Source organism: Maribacter sp. MMG018 (genome assembly GCF_018100785.1).
Lineage (GTDB): Bacteria > Bacteroidota > Bacteroidia > Flavobacteriales > Flavobacteriaceae > Maribacter.
In genome coordinates, this window is the sequence record NZ_JAGJEC010000005.1 from 1 (window position 1) to 19726 (window position 19726).

At 38.9% G+C, this 19726-nt stretch carries 12 protein-coding genes and 2 tRNA genes; 10 read left to right on the forward strand and 4 right to left on the reverse strand.

What is annotated here, in order from left to right:
• Window positions 1–334 precede the first annotated feature (334 nt).
• From J8L85_RS16035 to J8L85_RS16045, 3 genes are all read right to left on the reverse strand, one after another.
• Window positions 335–1801, reverse strand: coding sequence for a glutamate synthase subunit beta (locus tag J8L85_RS16035; RefSeq protein ID WP_211018977.1), 1467 nt, complete (start codon window positions 1799–1801; stop codon window positions 335–337).
• 9 nt (window positions 1802–1810) lie between these two features.
• The gene (gene gltB, locus J8L85_RS16040; RefSeq protein WP_211018979.1) at window positions 1811–6319 is read right to left on the reverse strand and encodes a glutamate synthase large subunit; all 4509 of its coding nucleotides are present in this window, start codon (window positions 6317–6319) and stop codon (window positions 1811–1813) included.
• Window positions 6320–6639: 320 nt separating this feature from the next.
• Window positions 6640–7779: an acyl-CoA dehydrogenase gene (locus J8L85_RS16045; protein ID WP_211018981.1), complete on the reverse strand. Its 1140-nt coding sequence runs from the start codon at window positions 7777–7779 to the stop codon at window positions 6640–6642.
• 318 nt (window positions 7780–8097) lie between these two features.
• On the opposite strand from J8L85_RS16045, the gene nhaD reads away from it, so the two are divergent.
• From nhaD to J8L85_RS16080, 7 genes are all read left to right on the forward strand, one after another.
• A complete protein-coding gene (gene nhaD, locus J8L85_RS16050) occupies window positions 8098–9468 on the forward strand; it encodes a sodium:proton antiporter NhaD (protein WP_047247544.1) in 1371 nt (456 codons plus the stop codon).
• 51 nt (window positions 9469–9519) lie between these two features.
• Window positions 9520–10212, forward strand: coding sequence for a MotA/TolQ/ExbB proton channel family protein (locus J8L85_RS16055; RefSeq protein ID WP_211019262.1), 693 nt, complete (start codon window positions 9520–9522; stop codon window positions 10210–10212).
• Between the two features lie 9 nt (window positions 10213–10221).
• A complete protein-coding gene (locus J8L85_RS16060; RefSeq protein WP_211018983.1) occupies window positions 10222–10608 on the forward strand; it encodes a biopolymer transporter ExbD in 387 nt (128 codons plus the stop codon).
• Window positions 10608–11543, forward strand: coding sequence for an energy transducer TonB (locus J8L85_RS16065; protein ID WP_211018985.1), 936 nt, complete (start codon window positions 10608–10610; stop codon window positions 11541–11543). The genes J8L85_RS16060 and J8L85_RS16065 overlap by 1 nt, the downstream gene beginning before the upstream one ends.
• On the forward strand, window positions 11540–12751 hold the full coding sequence (locus tag J8L85_RS16070; protein ID WP_211018987.1) for a folylpolyglutamate synthase/dihydrofolate synthase family protein: 1212 nt from the start codon (window positions 11540–11542) through the stop codon (window positions 12749–12751). Before J8L85_RS16065 ends, J8L85_RS16070 begins: the two co-directional genes overlap by 4 nt.
• Before the next feature lie 59 nt (window positions 12752–12810).
• Window positions 12811–12885, forward strand: a tRNA-Val gene (locus J8L85_RS16075).
• 101 nt (window positions 12886–12986) lie between these two features.
• Window positions 12987–13061, forward strand: a tRNA-Val gene (locus tag J8L85_RS16080).
• A 32-nt stretch (window positions 13062–13093) separates the two neighbouring features.
• Here the strand turns inward: J8L85_RS16080 and J8L85_RS16085 are convergent.
• Window positions 13094–13408: a cyanophycin synthetase gene (locus tag J8L85_RS16085; protein ID WP_211018990.1), complete on the reverse strand. Its 315-nt coding sequence runs from the start codon at window positions 13406–13408 to the stop codon at window positions 13094–13096.
• Window positions 13409–13681: 273 nt separating this feature from the next.
• On the opposite strand from J8L85_RS16085, the gene J8L85_RS16090 reads away from it, so the two are divergent.
• From J8L85_RS16090 to J8L85_RS16100, 3 genes are all read left to right on the forward strand, one after another.
• Window positions 13682–15388, forward strand: coding sequence for an IlvD/Edd family dehydratase (locus tag J8L85_RS16090; RefSeq protein ID WP_211018991.1), 1707 nt, complete (start codon window positions 13682–13684; stop codon window positions 15386–15388).
• A gap of 205 nt (window positions 15389–15593) precedes the next feature.
• On the forward strand, window positions 15594–16442 hold the full coding sequence (locus J8L85_RS16095; RefSeq protein ID WP_211018995.1) for a fumarylacetoacetate hydrolase family protein: 849 nt from the start codon (window positions 15594–15596) through the stop codon (window positions 16440–16442).
• 218 nt (window positions 16443–16660) lie between these two features.
• Window positions 16661–19702 (forward strand): PVC-type heme-binding CxxCH protein, encoded by a 3042-nt coding sequence (locus tag J8L85_RS16100; protein ID WP_211018997.1) that lies wholly within the window; start codon window positions 16661–16663, stop codon window positions 19700–19702.
• Window positions 19703–19726 lie beyond the last annotated feature (24 nt).

Genomic DNA, 19726 nt, shown 5'->3' on the forward strand with positions numbered 1-19726 from the left:
TTTATTTTTTAACAATAGGATTGTAGTTAAAATTGCCAAGTATTACTTATGTAAAATTTTAGTTCTAATTATCCATGATGTTAAAAATGTTATATCAGGTAATTGTATAAACGATTATTTGTAGTGTAGGCATATTCTCTGAATTAAATAGAAAATTATTGGTAGCAATAGAAGGAATAGTACCTGGAGTGGAGATAAATACTCGTTTGCAATTTACAAACGAACATCAATAAGCTTGTTGGATATTGGTTAAAAAACATATAGAAGAGCTACTCTAATTAAAGTGGCTCTTCTATATGTCTAACAGAATTAGGTTATCGTTAGAGTGTTCCTTTTAGATTCTGGGTAAGTCACCTTCCCCTTTTAAAGGAAGATAGGATTTGCCCATCAAATATTTATCTACATGGTGTGCAGCTTGTCTTCCTTCTGAAATTGCCCAAACAATTAATGATTGACCTCTACGCTGGTCGCCTGCTGCAAAAACGCCTGGTACGTTTGTTTGGTAGTTTTCTTCCGAAGCCTTTATGTTACTTCTTGCGTCCATTTCTAAACCTAACTGGTCGGCAATGGTAGTTTCTGATCCTGTAAAGCCTAATGCCAATAAAGCTAGGTCACATTTCCACTCTTTTTCTGTGCCCTCTACTTCTTTTAATTGTGGTCTTTGCCCTGGAACCTTGATCCATTCGACTTCGGTGGTCAACAATCCTTTTAAGTTTCCGTTGTCGTCGCCGATAAATTTTTTAGTGGAAATACTAAAAAAACGTTCTGCACCTTCTTTGTGGGAAGAACTGGTTCTTAATCTCATGGGCCAAAAAGGCCAAGGTTGGTCTTTCGGTCTTTCTTTGGTAGCCATTGGCATGATTTCAAAGTTAGATACAGAGATAGCACCATGTCTAATAGAGGTGCCAATACAATCCGATCCGGTATCACCTCCGCCGATAACAATAACATGTTTGTCGGTGGCTTTAATTTCTTCTCCTAATTCTTTTATGCCATCTACCCGTCTATTGTTTTGACTTAGAAAATCCATGGCTTGTACTACTCCTTTTAAGTCGGATCCTTCAATGGGCAAGTTTCTTCTGACTGTGGCACCTCCTGTTAGAACAATGGCGTCAAAATCTTTTTTAAGATCATCCGCTTTTATGTCCTTGCCGACATGTACGCCACATTTAAAAACAACACCTTCATCTTTTAAAATTTCTAATCTACGGTCGATAATGTGCTTTTCCATTTTAAAGTCCGGAATACCATATCGTAATAGGCCTCCGGGTTTTTCGTCTCTTTCGAATACGATTACCTCATGACCGGCTCTATTTAACTGTTGTGCCGTAGCTAATCCTGAAGGGCCCGAACCCACAACGGCAACTTTTTTGCCAGTTCTCGAGACCGGAGGTTTAGAAGTTATCCATCCTTTTTTAAAGGCGGTTTCTACAATGTTTTTTTCGATATTTTCTATAGATACGGGGTCTTCATTGATACCTAATACACAGGCTTCTTCACATGGTGCGGGACACAACCTTCCTGTAAATTCAGGAAAGTTATTGGTGGAGTGTAGTATTTCGCTCGCTTTTTCCCATTTACCAAGGTATACGGCATCGTTAAAGTCTGGAATTAAATTTCCTAATGGGCATCCACTATGACAAAAAGGAATGCCGCAATCCATACAACGGGCACCTTGTTCCTTAAGGTCTTTTTTGTCCATTGGTTGTGTAAATTCTTTGTAATTCTTTACACGTTGCTCTACAGGAGCATAAGACTCTACTTTTCTATCGAATTCCAAAAATCCTGTTGTCTTCCCCATCTCTCGATTTTATATAGTTTGTAAATTTTCTTGTTCTAAACGTATTAATGCTTGCCTATATTCTTCTGGTAATACCTTGACGAATTTCGGTAAATAGGACTCCCAGTTTTCTAAAATTCTTTGGGCCAAGGGACTCAATGTAGAATTGTAATGACTGGTTATTAAATCTTTTAGTTCTTTGATGTCTTGGTCTTCCTCTACTTTTAATAAATTTAGACCTTCTCCACTACATCTTTTTCTAAAGGTGTTTTTGTCATCCAAAATATAAGCGATACCACCGCTCATACCTGCTCCAAAATTTCTACCGACTTCCCCCAAAATTACGGCAACTCCACCGGTCATGTATTCGCAACCATGGTCACCAATACCTTCTACCACTGCTTTTGCTCCTGAATTTCTAACACAAAAACGTTCTCCTGCCTTACCATTTATATATGCTCTACCTGCTGTAGCTCCATATAAGGTAACATTGCCGGTTATAACATTATCTTCAGGAACAATGGTAGAACCGTCCGGTACTTTAACTACCAATTTAGCTCCGGATAATCCTTTGCCTAAATAATCATTGGTGTTTCCGTTTACGATCATGGTCAATCCCCTAGTGGCGAATGCTCCAAAACTTTGTCCGGCCGATCCGGTAAAGTTTAATTTTAAGGTGTTTATTGGAAGTCCTTCAGCACCGTACGTTTTTGAAATCTCATTACTTAAGATTGCACCGACCGCCCTATCAGTATTGCTAATCGGATAATCTAAAGTCAATTTTTCTTTTCTGAACAACGAAGGGTTGGCTTTTTCGATTATGTCAAATTCAATTGAATCGAAAACATCATGTTTCTGTTTTTGTGTGTTATATAGTTTAGTGCCTTTTGGTACATCTACCTCGTGTAATATTGGAGTTAGATCTATACCTGCAGCTTTATAGTGGTCTATAGCTTTTTTGCGATCCAGTTTTTGAACTTGGCCCACCATTTCATTGATGGTTCTAAACCCAAGTTGCGCCATTATCTCTCTAAGTTCTTGGGCAACAAAGTACATGTAGTTGACCACATGTTCAGGTTTGCCTTCAAATTTCTTTCTTAGTTCCGGATTTTGGGTGGCAATTCCTACTGGGCAAGTATTGAGGTGGCATACTCGCATCATTACACAGCCCGAAGCTACTAAAGGAGCGGTTGCAAAACCAAATTCTTCGGCTCCTAACAAGCAAGCGATTGCTACATCTCTTCCTGTTTTTAACTGACCGTCACATTCCAATACAATTCGGTTTCTTAGGTCGTTCAGTACTAGTGTTTGCTGTGCTTCGGCAATACCGAGTTCCCATGGTAGCCCTGCATGTTTTAGGGAGGTCAGGGGAGAGGCACCCGTACCTCCATCGAATCCTGAGACAAGAACTACGTCGGCCTTTGCTTTTGCCACCCCTGCGGCTACGGTACCGACACCTACCTCAGAAACTAACTTTACGTTTATTCTTGCTTTTCTGTTCGCCGACTTTAAGTCGTAAATAAGCTGTGATAAATCTTCGATTGAATAAATATCGTGGTGTGGTGGTGGTGAGATAAGGCCAACATAGGGAGTTGAATTTCTTGTTTTTGCTATCGCAGGGTTTACTTTGGGGCCCGGTAATTGGCCGCCTTCTCCCGGCTTTGCCCCTTGGGCCATTTTTATTTGTATTTCCTTCGCATTGGTCAGGTAATTGGAAGTTACTCCAAATCTGCCCGATGCTACCTGTTTTATGGCACTGTTTCTCCAGTCTCCTGTAGCATTTTTGTAGAACCTGTTTTCGTCTTCCCCTCCTTCTCCAGAGTTGCTTTTACCACCTATTCTGTTCATGGCTATGGCAAGATTCTCATGGGCTTCTTTACTGATAGACCCATACGACATTGCGCCTGTTTTAAAACGTTTTACAATTTCTGTCCATGGTTCCACTTCATCCAAAGGAATGGGGTCATAGTTAGAAAACTCAAAAAGCCCCCTTATAGTCATAAGGTTTTTAGATTGTTCATTGACCATTCGCGAATACTCTTTATAGGTGTCGGGCTCGTTGTTTCTTACCGATTTTTGAAGTTTTGCTATTGTAAGTGGATTAAACATGTGCTTTTCTCCATCTCTTCTCCATCTATATTCACCACCGATCTCTAAATCTAGGTTTGCTTCGATTTTATGGTTCGTAAATGCCTTATGATGTCTTTTGGCAATTTCTTTTTCTATTTCATAAAGGCCTATTCCTTGGATTCTTGTTGGGGTGTTCGGGAAATATTTCTCTACAACTTTAGAGTTGATGCCGATACACTCGAAAAGCTGGGATCCTCTATATGAGTTAAGGGTAGAAATGCCAATTTTGTTCATCACTTTTAAAATTCCCTTTCCTATGGCTTTGTTGTAGTTTTTAACAGCTTCATCAAAATTAATGTCACTTATGTCGTTGTCTTCAATTTGTTCCCTAATAATCTCATTTACCAAGTATGGGTTAATGGCACTGGCGCCAAATCCGAACAAAAGGGCAAAATGATGTACTTCTCTAGGTTCTGCAGATTCGATAATGATGCTTAGTTTGGACCGTTTTCCAAGTTTTTGCAACCCGCTATTAACGAATGAGCAAGCCAATAGTGCGGGAATCGGAGCTTCTTCTTCGTTTACGTTCCTGTCGGACAATATGAGAATGTTGGCTCCGTCGTCTACGGCATCGGAAGCCTGTTTCAATAAAGATTCAAGAGCATCCTCTAAACCGTTAAGCCCTTTCTTTACTGGGTATAACATAGGAATGGATACAACCTTGTAGTCTGGGCTTACATCGTAGTTTTTAATCTTGTCCAAATCTTCTTTAGAGATTACGGGATTTTGAATTTTTAATTTTCTACAATGAAGTTCTGAAAATTCGAAAATATTATGGTCGCTACCTAGGGTTAGGCTTATATCGGTTATAAGTTCTTCTCTTATTCCATCCAAGGGTGGATTGGTGACTTGAGCGAAAAGTTGCTGAAAATAATTGTAAATTAACTGTGGGCGTTGTGATAATACTGCAATAGGTGTATCTGAGCCCATAGATCCAATAGGCTCTTTCGCCGTTTTGCCCATTGGAAGAATAATGGTGTTTATATCTTCTAGTGTATATCCAAAAACCGATTTTCTTTTTTCTAGGGGTGCTTCGCCCAAAAATAAAGGGCAATCGTTATATGGAATATCTCTAAGGTGTACCAGGTTTTTGTCCAGCCATTCTTTATATGGGTGTTTTTTAGCTATGTTTTCCTTTATTTCCTCATCATTTACGATTCGTCCTTCTTCCATGTTTACCAAAAACATTTTTCCAGGTTCTAAACGGCCATGGAATTCTACGTTCTCAGGAGCAATTTCAACGACTCCCGTTTCGGAGGACATTACTACATAATCATCTTTGGTTACAGAATATCTAGATGGGCGAAGTCCATTTCTGTCTAAAACGGCCCCTATAAAGTTTCCGTCCGTAAAAGGTATCGACGCAGGTCCGTCCCAAGGTTCCATCATGCAAGAGTGGTATTCGTAAAAGGCTTTTTTTGCTTCTGACATTTCCGGGTTCTTTTCCCAAGCCTCCGGAACCAGTATCATCATTACTTCAGGTAAGGATCTACCGGTCATAAGTAATAGTTCAACAACCATATCCATCGTGGCCGAATCCGATTTTCCAGGAAGTACTACAGGAAGAATGTTCTTTATTTCTTCGCCGAACATGTCACTTTTGAGCAATTCTTCCCTAGAATACATTCTAGAAACATTTCCTCTTAACGTGTTTATCTCCCCGTTGTGGCACATATATCTAAATGGTTGTGCCAAATCCCATGTAGGGAAAGTGTTGGTGGAAAACCTTTGGTGAACAAGGGCTAATCTTGTCACAACCCTTGGATCCATTAAGTCAGAATAATACAAGCTGATGTCCATGGGCATTAACAGCCCTTTAAAAATAATTATTTTGGTCGATAAACTGGGGACGTAGAAAAATTGGCTCTCCGAAAGTTTTGATTTTGTAATCGCATGTTCGGTAACCTTACGTGCTATAAATAGCTTTAGGTTAAACTCAAATTCTGTTTGTTCGGCGTTTTCCTTTGCTATGAATATCTGCTTTACAAAAGGTTCTGTTTCCGCTGCTATTCTGCCTGGCACAGAACGGTTGACGGGAACATCTCTCCAGCCCAATAGTTTTAATCCTTGTTTTTTTACATTTTCCTCAAAAACAGAGATACAGTATTCTCTTTGGTTCTGCTTCTGGGGAAAAAAAATGTTTCCTACCGCATATTCACCTTGTTCCGGTAATTCAAAATTGCATACTTCTTTGAAAAAGTCATGGGGTATATCTATTAATATTCCAGCACCATCACCTGTTTTTCCATCAGAACTTACCGCTCCTCTATGTTCTAGCCTCTCTAAAATATCAAGGGCTTTATGTATAATGTCATTTGATTTTTTTCCTTTTAGGCTACAAATGAAACCTGCCCCACAGTTATCATGTTCAAATTCTGGTAGATATAGTCCTTGCTTCTTCAATTTCATAAGATGTAGTATTTGCTCAAAAATATCATTTTATTTGAATAATATTCAACAATTGGCTCAATGTGAAGAAAATAATTCAACACTTTTAAATAAAGTCTGAAAAAACTTTAAATCGTGATTTTTGCTTAGGTGAATTTATCAGATTGATAAATTTAGGGGATTCTTTTGTGAAGACAATGGATAAATATGGGGTCTAAGTGGCTATTTTGTTCTTTGTAACAATATTACCCCAGGTAATTGACTTTGTAACAGTATAAGTGTGGTGTATTTAAACATGCACCCCCTATATTTTTAGGGGGTGCATGTTTTTATGTGTAAAATTACTTTAAAATATTACGGGAAATGACGATTTTTTGGATCTCAGAGGTGCCTTCGTAAATCTGGGTTATCTTGGCATCCCTCATTAATCTTTCTACGTGGTAATCTTTCACGAAACCATTTCCTCCGTGAATCTGAACGGCCTCTATGGCGGTTTCCATAGCTACTTTTGAGGCGTATAATTTGGCCATAGCCCCGGACACGTCATAATTTGAACCGTTGTCCTTGTCCTTTGCAGCTTGGTATACCAATAATCTGGCCGCCTGTATTGCAGTATGCATGTCGGCCAATTTAAAGGCTATTGCTTGGTGGTTGCTTATTTCTGTGCCAAATGCCTTACGTTCTTTAGAATATTTTAAGGCCAGTTCGTAGGCGCCCGCTGCAATGCCCAAGGCTTGTGCCGCAATACCTATTCGGCCTCCCGATAGTGTTTTCATTGCAAACTTGAATCCGAAACCGTCATCTCCGATTCTATTTTCTTTAGGAACCTTTACATCGTTAAAAATAAGGGAATGGGTGTCGCTGCCACGTATTCCCAGTTTGTTTTCTTTTGGTCCTATTTCAAAACCTTCCATACCCTTTTCAACGATTAGGGCATTGATGCCTCGGTGTTTTTTTTCTTTATCGGTTTGTGCGATTACCAAGTATACCTCTGCGGTACCTCCGTTGGTGATCCAGTTTTTTGTGCCATTCAATACGTAGTGGTCACCCTTGTCTATTGCGGTGGTTTTTTGTGATGTGGCATCGCTACCGGCCTCAGGTTCAGATAAGCAAAACGCACCTATTATTTCTCCGGTGGCAAGTCTTGTCAAATATTTTTCTTTTTGTTCTTCGGTGCCGAAATTCTCCAGTCCCCAGCATACCAATGAATTGTTTACCGATACGATAACGGATGATGAGGCGTCGACTTTAGAAAGTTCTTCCATTACCAATACGTAAGACAAGGTGTCTAGGCCGCTTCCTCCATATCTTGGGTCTACCATCATTCCCAGAAAACCCAACTCGGCCATTTTTTGAACTTCCTGTTTTGGGAATTCTTGTCTTTCGTCCCGGTCAATTACTCCGGGCAATAATTCGTTTTGAGCAAAATCTCTTGCTGCTTGTTGTATAAGTTTCTGTTCTTCGGTAAGACTAAAATCCATACTGTTAGTTTATGTTAATTAAGGTGTTGTCTTACAAAGATAGGTGTATGTGTGTAGATTTTTTTGGTTTTTCGATTTGTTGTTCTAATTAATTTATGTTAAAATTTGCTATTCGTTGTCTTTTTTTGTGACACTGTTTATAAGTTTGATAATGTTAAATTTAGATTGTAAAAGTTTGAGTTTCAATATTCTCGATGAGATTGTTATTTTGGCCATGGTAACATGGGCATTTTTGGATATCTTTAGGGAATTTAAAAAATTATAATACAGTCTTATATTTGATATACTGAATTCGAGAATATTTAAAACCAAACAACAATGGAAACCCTTATTATTATTGTTTTTTTAGCAGGCTATCTGGCTATAACACTAGAGCATAATCTGAAGATAGATAAATTGATTCCGGCATTGGCCATGATGGCTATTTTGTGGGCATTGGTTGCTTTGGATATCGATGGTTTTACCAATTGGTTCGATTCGGCAAAGCAAAGTCTTGTTGATGGGTTTGCGGCCATGGGGCATGCGGATAAGATGCATTTAATGGAAGAATCCCTTTTGCATCACTTAGGTAAAACAGCGGAAATCTTATTCTTCTTGTTGGGGGCCATGACCATTGTGGAAATTATAGATTACTTTGATGGTTTTGCTACCATTAAGGGGTTTATAAAGACTAAAAAGAAAGGAAAACTACTTTGGTTGTTCTCAATTTTGGCATTTGTATTGTCCGCTATTATAGATAACTTAACGGCAACGATAGTTCTGATAACCATTCTTCAAAAGGTTATAAAAGATCGCGAGACCAAACTTTGGTTTGCCGGTATGATCGTTATAACGGCAAATGCAGGTGGTGCGTGGTCACCTATTGGTGATGTTACGACCACGATGCTTTGGATTGCGAAAAAGGTGAGTGCAGCTCAATTGGTGGAGCATGTATTGCTTCCGTCATTGGTATGTATGATCGTTCCTTTATTAATAGCAGGTAGGTTTAAGGTGTTTAAAGGTTTGGTAGATGGAGACTTGGAAGAAGAGAAGCCAAAATCAAAATACGGATCTATTATGTTGTACCTAGGTTTGGGCGCAATTTTGTTCGTTCCTGTTTTTAAAACCATAACCCATTTGCCTCCTTATGTAGGTATGATGTTGTCGTTGGCGGTTGTGGCTACATTTGCGGAAATTTATAGTAACAAAAAGTTTAGTATCTCTTCTGTGGATCAAGAGGGGCAAGATAGTGAAGGGCATCATAGTCCCGTTCACCATTCCTTGTCCAAGATAGAGTTGCCAAGTATATTGTTTTTCTTAGGGATTTTATTGGCTGTTGCGGCGATGGAGTCTTTAGGTATATTGTTTAATGCCGCCGGAGCTCTTAACGAAGCTATACCGAATACGGATATCGTGGTAATGTTGTTCGGTTTGGGGTCGGCTATTATAGATAACGTACCGTTGGTAGCTGCCAGTATGGGAATGTTCGGAGAGCCTATGGATAATCCGTTGTGGCATTTTATCGCTTATTCTGCTGGTACCGGAGGTAGTATGCTTATCATTGGTTCCGCTGCCGGAGTTGTGGCCATGGGGATGGAAAAAATAGATTTTTTCTGGTACCTGAAGAAAATAGCGTGGTTGGCTTTTATAGGCTTTATCGCTGGGGCGATTACCTTTATATTGTTAAGAGATTTTGTGCTCAACGTATAATTTAATCCGAAAAACATCGTTATAATGGCAAATTTGATAATCAAGAACGCTATGTTATTATTGCAAGATTTGTCACCAGACCAAGCGGCAAGCGAAGTGCTTTCGGAAGAAAAGACGCTTTCTGTAATGGATTTGGTTTTTAATGGAGGTACGGGAAGTGTAATTATTATTACCGTATTGTTCATAATGTTGGGTGTGGCCCTATATATTTATTTTGAAAGGCTTTTGGCGGTAAACGCCGCTTCCAAGATAGATAAGAATTTCATGAACCAAATCAGGGACCATGTAACCACGGGTAAGCTAGAAGCTGCCAAATTGCTTTGTGCCCAAACAGATTCCCCGGTAGCCAGATTAACGGAGAAAGGTATATCTAGGATAGGAAAACCTTTAGACGATATTAATACGGCCATTGAGAACGCCGGAACATTGGAAGTGTATAAGTTAGAAAAGAACGTAAGTGTTCTTGCAACCGTTGCCGGTGCTGCACCGATGATAGGTTTTTTAGGTACCGTTATAGGTATGATTTTAGCTTTTCATGAGATGGCCAGTAGTGGGGGTCAGGCAGAAATGGGTTCTTTGGCATCCGGTATTTATACGGCTATGACAACTACCGTTGCGGGGTTGATCGTGGGGATTATTGCTTATATGGGTTATAACCATTTGGTGAACAGAACAGATAAGGTGGTGCATAATATGGAGGCCAATGCCGTAGAGTTCTTGGATCTATTGAACGAACCACTTTAAATCTTCATCATGAAATTAAAAGGAAGAAATAAAGTTAGTCCTGACTTTAGCATGTCGTCCATGACAGATATTGTATTTCTGTTATTGATTTTCTTCATGCTTACCGCAAATTCCCCGAATGCTTTGGATTTATTATTGCCAAAAGCGAAAGGGAAATCGACCAATACACAGAATGTATCCGTAAGTATCGATAAGAACTTGCAGTATTTTGTGGATGGCCAACAAATAAACGGAGAATACATTGAAATTGAATTAAAAAAAGCACTTGAAGGTCAAGAAAAACCTACGATTATTTTGAGAGCGGAAGAGAGTGTCGCTATTAAAGAAGCGGTACATGTTATGGATATTGCGAACCGAAATAATTATAAGGTCATTTTGGCCGTGCGGCCCAACTAATGGCATTTTTAGACACGAGACACAAAAAAAAATCCTTAACACTTACAACATTGCTTTTAAGTGCATTGTTGCTTATGTTGTTTTATATAGGTCTTACCTATATGGATCCGCCTATAGAAAATGGTATTTCCGTTAATTTCGGAACTACTGATTTTGGTAGTGGTCGTGTACAGCCCAAAGAAAAAATAAAATCAGAACCTGTCGATGCCCCTCCTGTTGAACCCACGAAGCAAGAAGTTGCCGAAGCTGTTGAAGAAGTGAAAGAGGAGGTTGTGAAGGAAGAAGTACAGGAAGCGCCTGCCGAAAAAGTACTTATTCAGGATAATGAGGAGTCTATAAAAATCAAAAAAGCCCAGGAGGCTAAGAAAAAAGCCGATGCGGTAGCGGCCGATGCAAAGCGTAAGGCTGAGGAAGCTGAAAAAAAAGCAAAAGCTGAAGCGGAGAGAATTGCCCAACAAAAGAGAGATGCCGAAGAGAAGGCAAGAAGAGAGCAAGAAGCTAAGAAGAAAAAGCTAGATGAGCTTATGGGGGGACTGAACAAGTCTGATGGTAGTGCATCGGGCAGTGAGGGTGATGATGATAGGGCCGGTGATAAAGGAAGCCCAGATGGAGATCCTTATGCATCTAGTTATTATGGAAGTCCTGGTTCTGGAAGTGGAACCGGGGGATATGGTCTTAACGGCAGATCTTTGGTGAGTAAAGGCAAGGTGCCTCAAGAATGTAATGAGTCCGGTAGGGTAGTGGTCAAGGTCGTAGTGGATAGAAATGGAAAGGTCATCAGTGCTACTCCCGGGGTTCGTGGAACTACAAATAATAACCCATGTTTGTTAGAGCCTGCCAAAAAAACGGCTTTTATGCATAAGTGGAATTTGGATGCCAATGCGCCCAGTCAGCAAATTGGTTTTGTGGTCGTAAACTTTAAATTGGGAGAGTGACCTATCAGCAGACCCTTGATTGGATGTTTGCCCAACTTCCAATGTATCAACAAAAAGGTAAAACTGCCTTTAACGCAAAGTTGAACGGCATTATAAACTTCACGGATTATCTTCATAATCCCCATAAAAATTTTAAGAGTATACATATTGCGGGTACCAACGGTAAAGGCTCCAGTAGTCATATGCTTGCTTCGGTGATGCAAGAAGCTGGCTACAAGGTTGGGTTGTATACTTCACCCCACTTAAAAGATTTTAGAGAGCGTATACGTATTAACGGAGAACCTGTGCCCGAACAATATGTGGTAGATTTCATAACAAGGCATAAAGATTATTTAGAGCAAAATAGACTTTCTTTTTTTGAAATGACCGTAGGGATGTCCTTTTCTTATTTTTCGCAGGAAAAGGTAGATATAGCCATCATAGAGGTGGGTCTTGGGGGTAGGTTGGATTCTACGAATATTATAGATCCAGAGACATCCTTGATAACCAATATCGGTTTTGATCATACCGATATGTTGGGTGATACTTTAGAGAAAATAGCTCATGAAAAAGCAGGTATCATAAAAGAAGGCGTGCCTGTTGTTATAAGTGAGTATCAACCTAAAACGGCTCCTGTTTTCGAGGCTATTGCCAAATCAAAGGACGCAAAATTGATTTACGCGGAACATGAGGATTTTCCTGAGTATAAAACTTCGTTAAAAGGTGATTATCAACAAAAAAATATAAAGGGGGTCTTGGCTGTTTTAAATGAGTTAAAGGGGTTTAAAATTGACAAAGAGCATATTGTGGATGGTCTGATGAAGGTTTCGGAAAACACTGGGTTGATGGGTAGATGGCAACAACTGGCTGAGCATCCAAAGGTGTTGTGCGATACGGCCCATAACAGAGAAGGACTTTTGTTGGTGATAGATCAGTTGAAGAAAGAGAACTATGGAAAGCTTCATATAGTTCTGGGGTTTGTAAAGGATAAGGATTTGGATGGGATACTTCTATTGTTTCCTAATAACGCTACATATTATTTTTGTAAACCGGATATTTCAAGAGGATTGTCAGCTTCTGTTTTGAAAGAAAAGGCTTGTAACCATAATTTATTTGGAGAGGCCTATGATAGTGTGCGGAAAGCGTATATTGCTGCAAAACAAGGAGCTACAAAAAAGGATTTAATTTTTGTTGGAGGGAGTAATTTTGTTGTAGCGGAAGTTGTGTAATTTTTTTTGATTTTTTCTTTTGGACTATAAAAAACTATTATATATTTGCACTCCTTTTGGGGCTCTTAGCTCAGTTGGTTCAGAGCACCTGCCTTACAAGCAGGGGGTCACTGGTTCGAATCCAGTAGGGCCCACAGGAATAAGGCCTTCGTAAATCGAAGGCCTTTTTTTATGAAATATTGCTTTATATAAGTTTTTAGGAATAAAATTATATCCTAACTTAGTTATAGCATTGGGGATATTAGCTCAGTTGGTTTAGAGCGCTGCCTTGACAGGGCAGAGGTCACTGGTTCGAATCCAGTATATCCCACAGGTTTCTTCGGTACATATTAGGTTGGTTTGTTATAATAACTCCAATATTCTTTCCAGTGCCATTCCCCTTGAGCCTTTAATTAAAACAGTAGCGGGTACAGGTATTTCGATGTTTTTGAATTCTTCTTTCAATTTTTCGAACGAGCCAAATGTGTCAAAACCGCAATCTACCTTTTTAAAATTCTCACCTATCAAGACTACGTTCGAGAAACCGAGGTCTACTGCCAATCTTGCAATGGTATCATGTTCTTGAAGGGAAGAGTCGCCCAGTTCGAACATGTCTCCCAAAAATAGAACCTTGTTGTCATCATTCATTTTGGAGAAGTTTTCAAGTGCGGCCCTCATACTTGATGGGTTGGCTTTTCTGAAACCTTCAAGATGATATATTAGATTTTTAGTGTTCTAAATTCGTTTTACAATTAAAAAAATGTTTTTTTATTAATAAAAAATCATATATTTGTTTGGGTATGTAAGTATGGTTTGGATTTGAAAAAGGAATGTAAAGAGTTGTATTCGTCTAGTGGGGGATAAATTAGAGTTATTCAAATACAATATTGGTTTGTTTGATTAAGAATTGATTGATGAGTGCTTAAGTAAAATATTATATAGTTAGAGAAGATGGCATTAAGAAGTAGAAATTGGTTTGGTCGTAAAGGTAAGGATGGGTTTATTTATAGAGCATGGATGAAGAATCAGGGTATTCCGGATTTTGAGTTCGATGGCAAACCAATTATTGGCATTTGTAATACCTGGTCAGAACTTACACCGTGCAATGCACATTTTAGACAACTGGCCGAGTCCGTAAAACGGGGTATTTTGGAGGCTGGTGGATTTCCTGTGGAGTTTCCTGTTATGTCTTTGGGAGAAACCTTAATGAAACCTACCGCCATGCTCTATAGAAATCTTGCCAGTATGGACGTGGAAGAGAGTATTAGGGCCAACCCTATAGATGGGGTAGTGCTTTTGTGTGGTTGTGATAAAACAACACCTTCTTTGGTGATGGGGGCTTGTAGTGTAGATATACCTACAATAGTGGTCTCTGGTGGCCCTATGCTAACGGGTAAATATAAAGGTAAAAGTATAGGAACTAGTGATGTTTGGAGATTTCATGATGATGTTAGAGAGGGAAAGCTGGATGAATCGGAATTAAGAAATATAGAGGCTTCTATGTGTCGTAGTAATGGTACTTGTGCTGTAATGGGTACCGCATCTTCCATGGCCTGTATGGTGGAGGCTCTTGGATTAAGCTTACCGGAGAATGCTGCAATACCAGCAGCTGATTCAAGAAGAAAGGTCTTAGCGCAATTATCTGGTAATCGTATAGTTGAAATGGTTCGCGAAGATGTAAGATTGTCTGATATTTTAACACCTAAGGCTTTTGAAAATGCTATTACCGTTAATGCGGCTATTGGTGGGTCTACAAATTTTGTTATTCATCTTCTCGCCATTGCAGGAAGAATTGGTGTTTCGTTAGATCTTGAAGATTTTAATCGGATATCGGCCAATGTTCCTCTTATAGTTAATCTACAGCCTTCTGGAAAGTATTTTATGGAGGATCTTTTCTATGCAGGTGGCCTTCCGGCCGTTCTGAAGGAGTTACAGAACTATTTGCATGTGGATTGTATTACTGTCAACGGAAAGACCTTAGGGGAAAATTTTGAAGGGGCAGAGAATAATGATAAAGATGTAATTGCGGAAGTGATAAACCCATTTAATAATTCCACTGGCTTGGCCATTCTTACCGGAAACCTATGTGAAAATGGTGCAGTGATAAAACCTTCAGCAGCAAGTGATCATTTAATGAAGCATAAAGGTAAAGCTGTCGTATTTGAAAATATAGAAGATTTTAAAGCAAGAATAGATTCAGATGAGCTAGAAGTGGATAAAGATAGTGTGTTGGTGCTGAAGAATGTAGGGCCTAAAGGCTATCCGGGTATGCCAGAGGTTGGTAATATGGGCATACCTAAAAAGCTTTTAAGACAAGGAGTGAAAGATATGGTACGCATTTCAGATGGACGTATGAGCGGTACTGCTTTTGGTACTGTTGTGCTCCATGTTTCTCCGGAAGCAGCAGTTGGGGGTAATTTTTCTGTTATTCAGAACGGGGACGTTATTATTTTGGATATTCCAAATCGTAGTCTAACGGTTGATTTGAGCGATGAAGAACTTAATGAAAGGAAGCGAAAAAAAGAGGCTCAACCATTAGTTGCGGATAGAGGTTATGTAAGCCTTTATGTTAATAATGTACAACAAGCACATTTAGGCGCTGATATGGATTTCTTGGTCGGTAAATCGGGAGATGAAGTTCCGAGAGATTCCCACTAATCGGTGAACTATACCTTCATATTATTCTAAAGATTATTGTTAATATGGCCTTGTGTGTTGCTAGGCTGTCTGTTGTGTGTAGCTATATTTCTCGATGTTTTGGAGGCTTTGTATTTAAATAAGAAAATGGGGCAAGAATTTTGAGGTAATTACATGGCCCTAAAGTATTGTGGATAAAATAAAAACTAATAAATAAAATATAAGGATGAAATTAATTCGATTTGGGGAGATTGGCAATGAAAAACCAGGTGTATTGATAGATGGAAAACGTAAAGATCTTTCTTCGGTTTTTAATGACTGGGACAACAATTTTTTTCAGAATAAAGGAATTGACAGATTAAAAGAGATGATGCCGGACATTGATTCGTTTCCCGCTATAAAGGATTCTGAACGTTGGGGCGCTTGTGTGGCGCGTCCTGGTAAGGTTATATGTGTTGGATTGAATTATTCTGATCACGCCGAAGAGTCTGGGATGGCTATTCCCAAAGAGCCAATAATTTTTCAAAAAGGGTCGAATACGGTAGTTGGACCTTATGATGATATTATAATTCCAAGAAATAGCAAATGTACTGATTGGGAGGTTGAGTTAGGCATTGTTGTTGGAAAGAATGCTAGGTATCTCAAAAGTGTGGATGAGGCTAATGAATATATAGGGGGGTATTGTGTTTCTCACGATGTTTCAGAAAGAGCTTTTCAGTTAGAAAGGGGAGGGCAGTGGACAAAAGGCAAATCTTGTGATAATTTCAATCCCATTGGCCCTTTTTTAGTGACCCCAGACGAAATTGAGAATGTAAACGACTTATCCATGCAATTATATGTTAATGATAAGTTGATGCAGAACGGAAGTACAAAATACATGATTTTTAACTGTGATTATATTATCTACTATTTATCGCAGTTTATGACCCTTGAAGCAGGGGATATAATTAATACGGGAACTCCGCCCGGAGTAGGTTTGGGAATGAAACCTCCAGTTTACTTAAAAAAAGACGATGTGGTCCGAATTATAATTGAAGGCCTCGGGGAGCAAAAACAAACTTGTGTCAATGCATGATTTTGGTGATTTTTTATCAAAATTTTAATCAGGTAAAATATTATCCTTGAAGATACTGGGCGTATATGGGGCTATGACATTCTTTTCCAAATTTATTTTTATGTCTTTATAAATTATTGCTTCATGGAAGAGGTGATTTTTGTTAGGGTATGTAATTAAGATAGCAGTTTGGGAGGTAAATAAATAAAATAAATAATTGAATGAAAACATGTTTTGGAATGAAAAGGAAAATCGTTCTTGATCGATGCAAGATACTCTTGATTTTTTCGATATTAATGGGCGCTTGTAAATCGGAGGTAAAGGATTCTGGCATTGATTATGGAAATTTATCTGATAAGGAAAAAAGAATGCCAGAGAATGCTCTGTTATCTATGGAAGTTGCCGATAGTTTACATATGCAACTTTTTGCTTCAGAGCCAATGATCGGCAATCCTACTAATATAGCGGTTGATTCTAAGGGAAGAATATGGTTGTGTGAAGGGAAGAACTATAGATTATCGGTAAACCCTAAAAATGCCTATGATAAAAAAGGAGATAGAATATTAATTCTAGAAGATTCTAATGGTGATGGTAAAGCAGATAAATCAAAGGTTTTTTATCAAGGGGAAGATGTTAATTCGGCCTTGGGAATTGTAGTGCTGGGGAACAGGGTTATTGTATCTGCAAGTCCTAACATTTTAGTCTTTACCGATGAGAATGAAGATGATGTTCCGGACAAAAAGGAAATAATGTTTACAGGAATAGGCGGGGTTGATCATGATCATGGAGCACACGCTGTTGTTTTTGGAGCTGATGGAAGGTTATATTTTAATTATGGCAACAAGGGACAATATTTGACTTCTGAAGATGGAAATGTAATAAAGGATATACATGGAGAAGAAATCGATGCTTCTAGAAACCCATATCAAGAAGGTATGGCTTTTAGATGCGAACAGGACGGTTCACGGGTAGAGGTAATTGGAGATAACTTTAGAAATCCTTATGAGCTAGCTGTTGATTCTTACGGTAGTATATGGCAATCCGACAATGACGATGATGGAAATAGGGGTGTTCGGATCAATTATCTTATGGAATATGGAAATTACGGATATAAAGATAGAATTACTGGAGCCAATTGGAGAGAGCGTAGGCCTGGTTGGAGCGATTCTATACCATTGAGGCATTGGCATTTAAATGACCCGGGGACCGTCCCTAATATGTTGCAGACCGGATCGGGTTCTCCTTGTGGGATGATTGTTTATGAAGGGGATTTGTTGCCTGATCTATACAAGGGGCAATTAATTCATTGTGAGCCTGGCCATAATGTAGTGCGTTCTTATATAATGAAAAATGAGGGAGCTGGTTATAGCGCTTCTATTAAGAATATAGTTAAGAGCAAAGATGATTGGTTTAGGCCAGATGATGTGGCAGAGGCGCCTGATGGGTCATTGTTTGTTTCCGATTGGTATGATGGTGGTGTAGGCGGACATAAGGCGGAAGATATTTTTCGTGGAAGAATTTATCGTATTTCTACTCTTAAAGAGTATAGTTTTCCAAAATTTGATTTTACGACAGGAGATGGGGCAGCAAAGGGATTGACTTCTGGTAATATGGATGTTTTTTTTCGTTCTTGGCAAAAACTACATCAAATGGGGGAAGAAGCGGAGCCATACTTAAACTTATTGATCTCAAAGGGAGGTGTTGCAAAAGCCCGAGCATTATGGTTAGGTGCAAGGATACCCAGTAGAAGTTCTTTTTATATTGATATGGCATTGGCCGATGACGATCCTAAGATTCGTGTTCAGGGAATTCGTATGGCTAGATATTTTTCAACAGATAATATAACAGGTTATGTGGAGAAGGTAATAAAAGATGCATCGGTACAGGTAAGAAGGGAAGCGGCAATTGCTTTAAGGTATATAGGGTCAAAGGAAGCGGCATTGTTATGGGCCAATTTAGCCACACAACATAAAGAAGGTGATAGATGGGAGTTGGAGGCTTTGGGAATAGGAGGTGATAAGTTTGCGGATCTTTATTTTTCTGCTTGGAAAAATATGGTAGGCAATAGATGGAACAGTCCAGAGGGGGCAGAAATGGTTTGGAGGATAAACGCAAAGGAAACAGTGCCATTGATGATTGATTTGATAAAAGATAAAAATGTTGATCCTGCTAAAGTTCCTTCATATTTCAGGGCATTTCATTTTAAGGAACACCCACTAAAAAACCAAATGTTGCTTTCAATGTTAGATGTTGATCATCCGCAAGATAAAATGATATGGGCCTATGCCGTAGGTCAACTGGATAAAGACTTTGTAAATAGTTCACCTAAGAACATTAGGTTGGTAAAAAAAATATTGCCATCAATAGAAGGTACTCAAGAATGGATAATGATTGTAAAAAATCTTAATGTTCAAGGGCAAGAGAGAAAGTTGTTTGACTTGATGATTAGTGATGCGGAAAATTCATTGAGGACAGAAGCTGCACAGTATCTATTCGAGTCGGGAGGTGAATCCATAGTTGAAAATTATCTTAATTCAGATGTCGGGGATAACGAAAAGAATGCGGTTATGGATATTTTAGGAGGGGTAAACAGTATTAAAGCCATGGGGTTTATGGAAAGGTGTTTGATTCAAAATAAATTCCAGCCCATTCTTATGAAAAAAGTTATCGAGGCACTTGGTAATACCCGTAGAGGGCAAAATAGGTTGTTCGGTCTTTTAAAACAAGATAAGTTGAGAGGAGAGCTTAAGTCTGCAGCCGCTTTAAAATTAATGTCAAGTAGTATAGACAGAATAAAGGAGGGAGCTCTTAAATACCTAGACATGAACAATAATATTTCTCAGGATATTGAAGTGTTGATGAAGAAGGAAGGAAATCCTATTAAAGGAAAAATCGTTTATAGAAAATATTGTATCTCTTGCCATGTAGCAGAAGAAGAGGGTGTTGATTTCGGTCCCGCACTATCTGATATTGGAAATAAACTTTCCAGAGGGTTTTTGTATTCTTCCATTATCAATCCAAGTGAGGGAATCAATTTTGGTTACGAAGGATATACCTTAAAGCTAAAAGATGGAGGTAGGTTAAACGGATATATTTTAGGGAGAAGTGAGACAGATATTACGATAAAGATGATGGGGGCGACAACCAAGGTTATTCCAGAGGAGAATATAGAAAGTATAGAGGAAATGAAAAATTCGCTTATGCCAGAAGGTCTTGATAAAGTAATGAAAGAAGGTGAACTTGTAGACTTAATCGCCTATTTGGAAACTTTAAAAGTCTAGTTTTAATTTATGCTAAAATTTATT

What these genes read in the sequence shown, in the direction of transcription:
- J8L85_RS16035 (WP_211018977.1), bottom strand. Translation starts at nt 1,801, where the DNA reads ATGGGGAAGACAACAGGATTTTTGGAATTCGATAGAAAAGTAGAGTCT.
- gltB (WP_211018979.1), bottom strand. Translation starts at nt 6,319, where the DNA reads ATGAAATTGAAGAAGCAAGGACTATATCTACCAGAATTTGAACATGAT.
- J8L85_RS16045 (WP_211018981.1), bottom strand. Translation starts at nt 7,779, where the DNA reads ATGGATTTTAGTCTTACCGAAGAACAGAAACTTATACAACAAGCAGCA.
- nhaD (WP_047247544.1), top strand. Translation starts at nt 8,098, where the DNA reads ATGGAAACCCTTATTATTATTGTTTTTTTAGCAGGCTATCTGGCTATA.
- J8L85_RS16055 (WP_211019262.1), top strand. Translation starts at nt 9,520, where the DNA reads ATGTTATTATTGCAAGATTTGTCACCAGACCAAGCGGCAAGCGAAGTG.
- J8L85_RS16060 (WP_211018983.1), top strand. Translation starts at nt 10,222, where the DNA reads ATGAAATTAAAAGGAAGAAATAAAGTTAGTCCTGACTTTAGCATGTCG.
- J8L85_RS16065 (WP_211018985.1), top strand. Translation starts at nt 10,608, where the DNA reads ATGGCATTTTTAGACACGAGACACAAAAAAAAATCCTTAACACTTACA.
- J8L85_RS16085 (WP_211018990.1), bottom strand. Translation starts at nt 13,408, where the DNA reads ATGAGGGCCGCACTTGAAAACTTCTCCAAAATGAATGATGACAACAAG.
- J8L85_RS16090 (WP_211018991.1), top strand. Translation starts at nt 13,682, where the DNA reads ATGGCATTAAGAAGTAGAAATTGGTTTGGTCGTAAAGGTAAGGATGGG.
- J8L85_RS16095 (WP_211018995.1), top strand. Translation starts at nt 15,594, where the DNA reads ATGAAATTAATTCGATTTGGGGAGATTGGCAATGAAAAACCAGGTGTA.
- J8L85_RS16100 (WP_211018997.1), top strand. Translation starts at nt 16,661, where the DNA reads ATGAAAAGGAAAATCGTTCTTGATCGATGCAAGATACTCTTGATTTTT.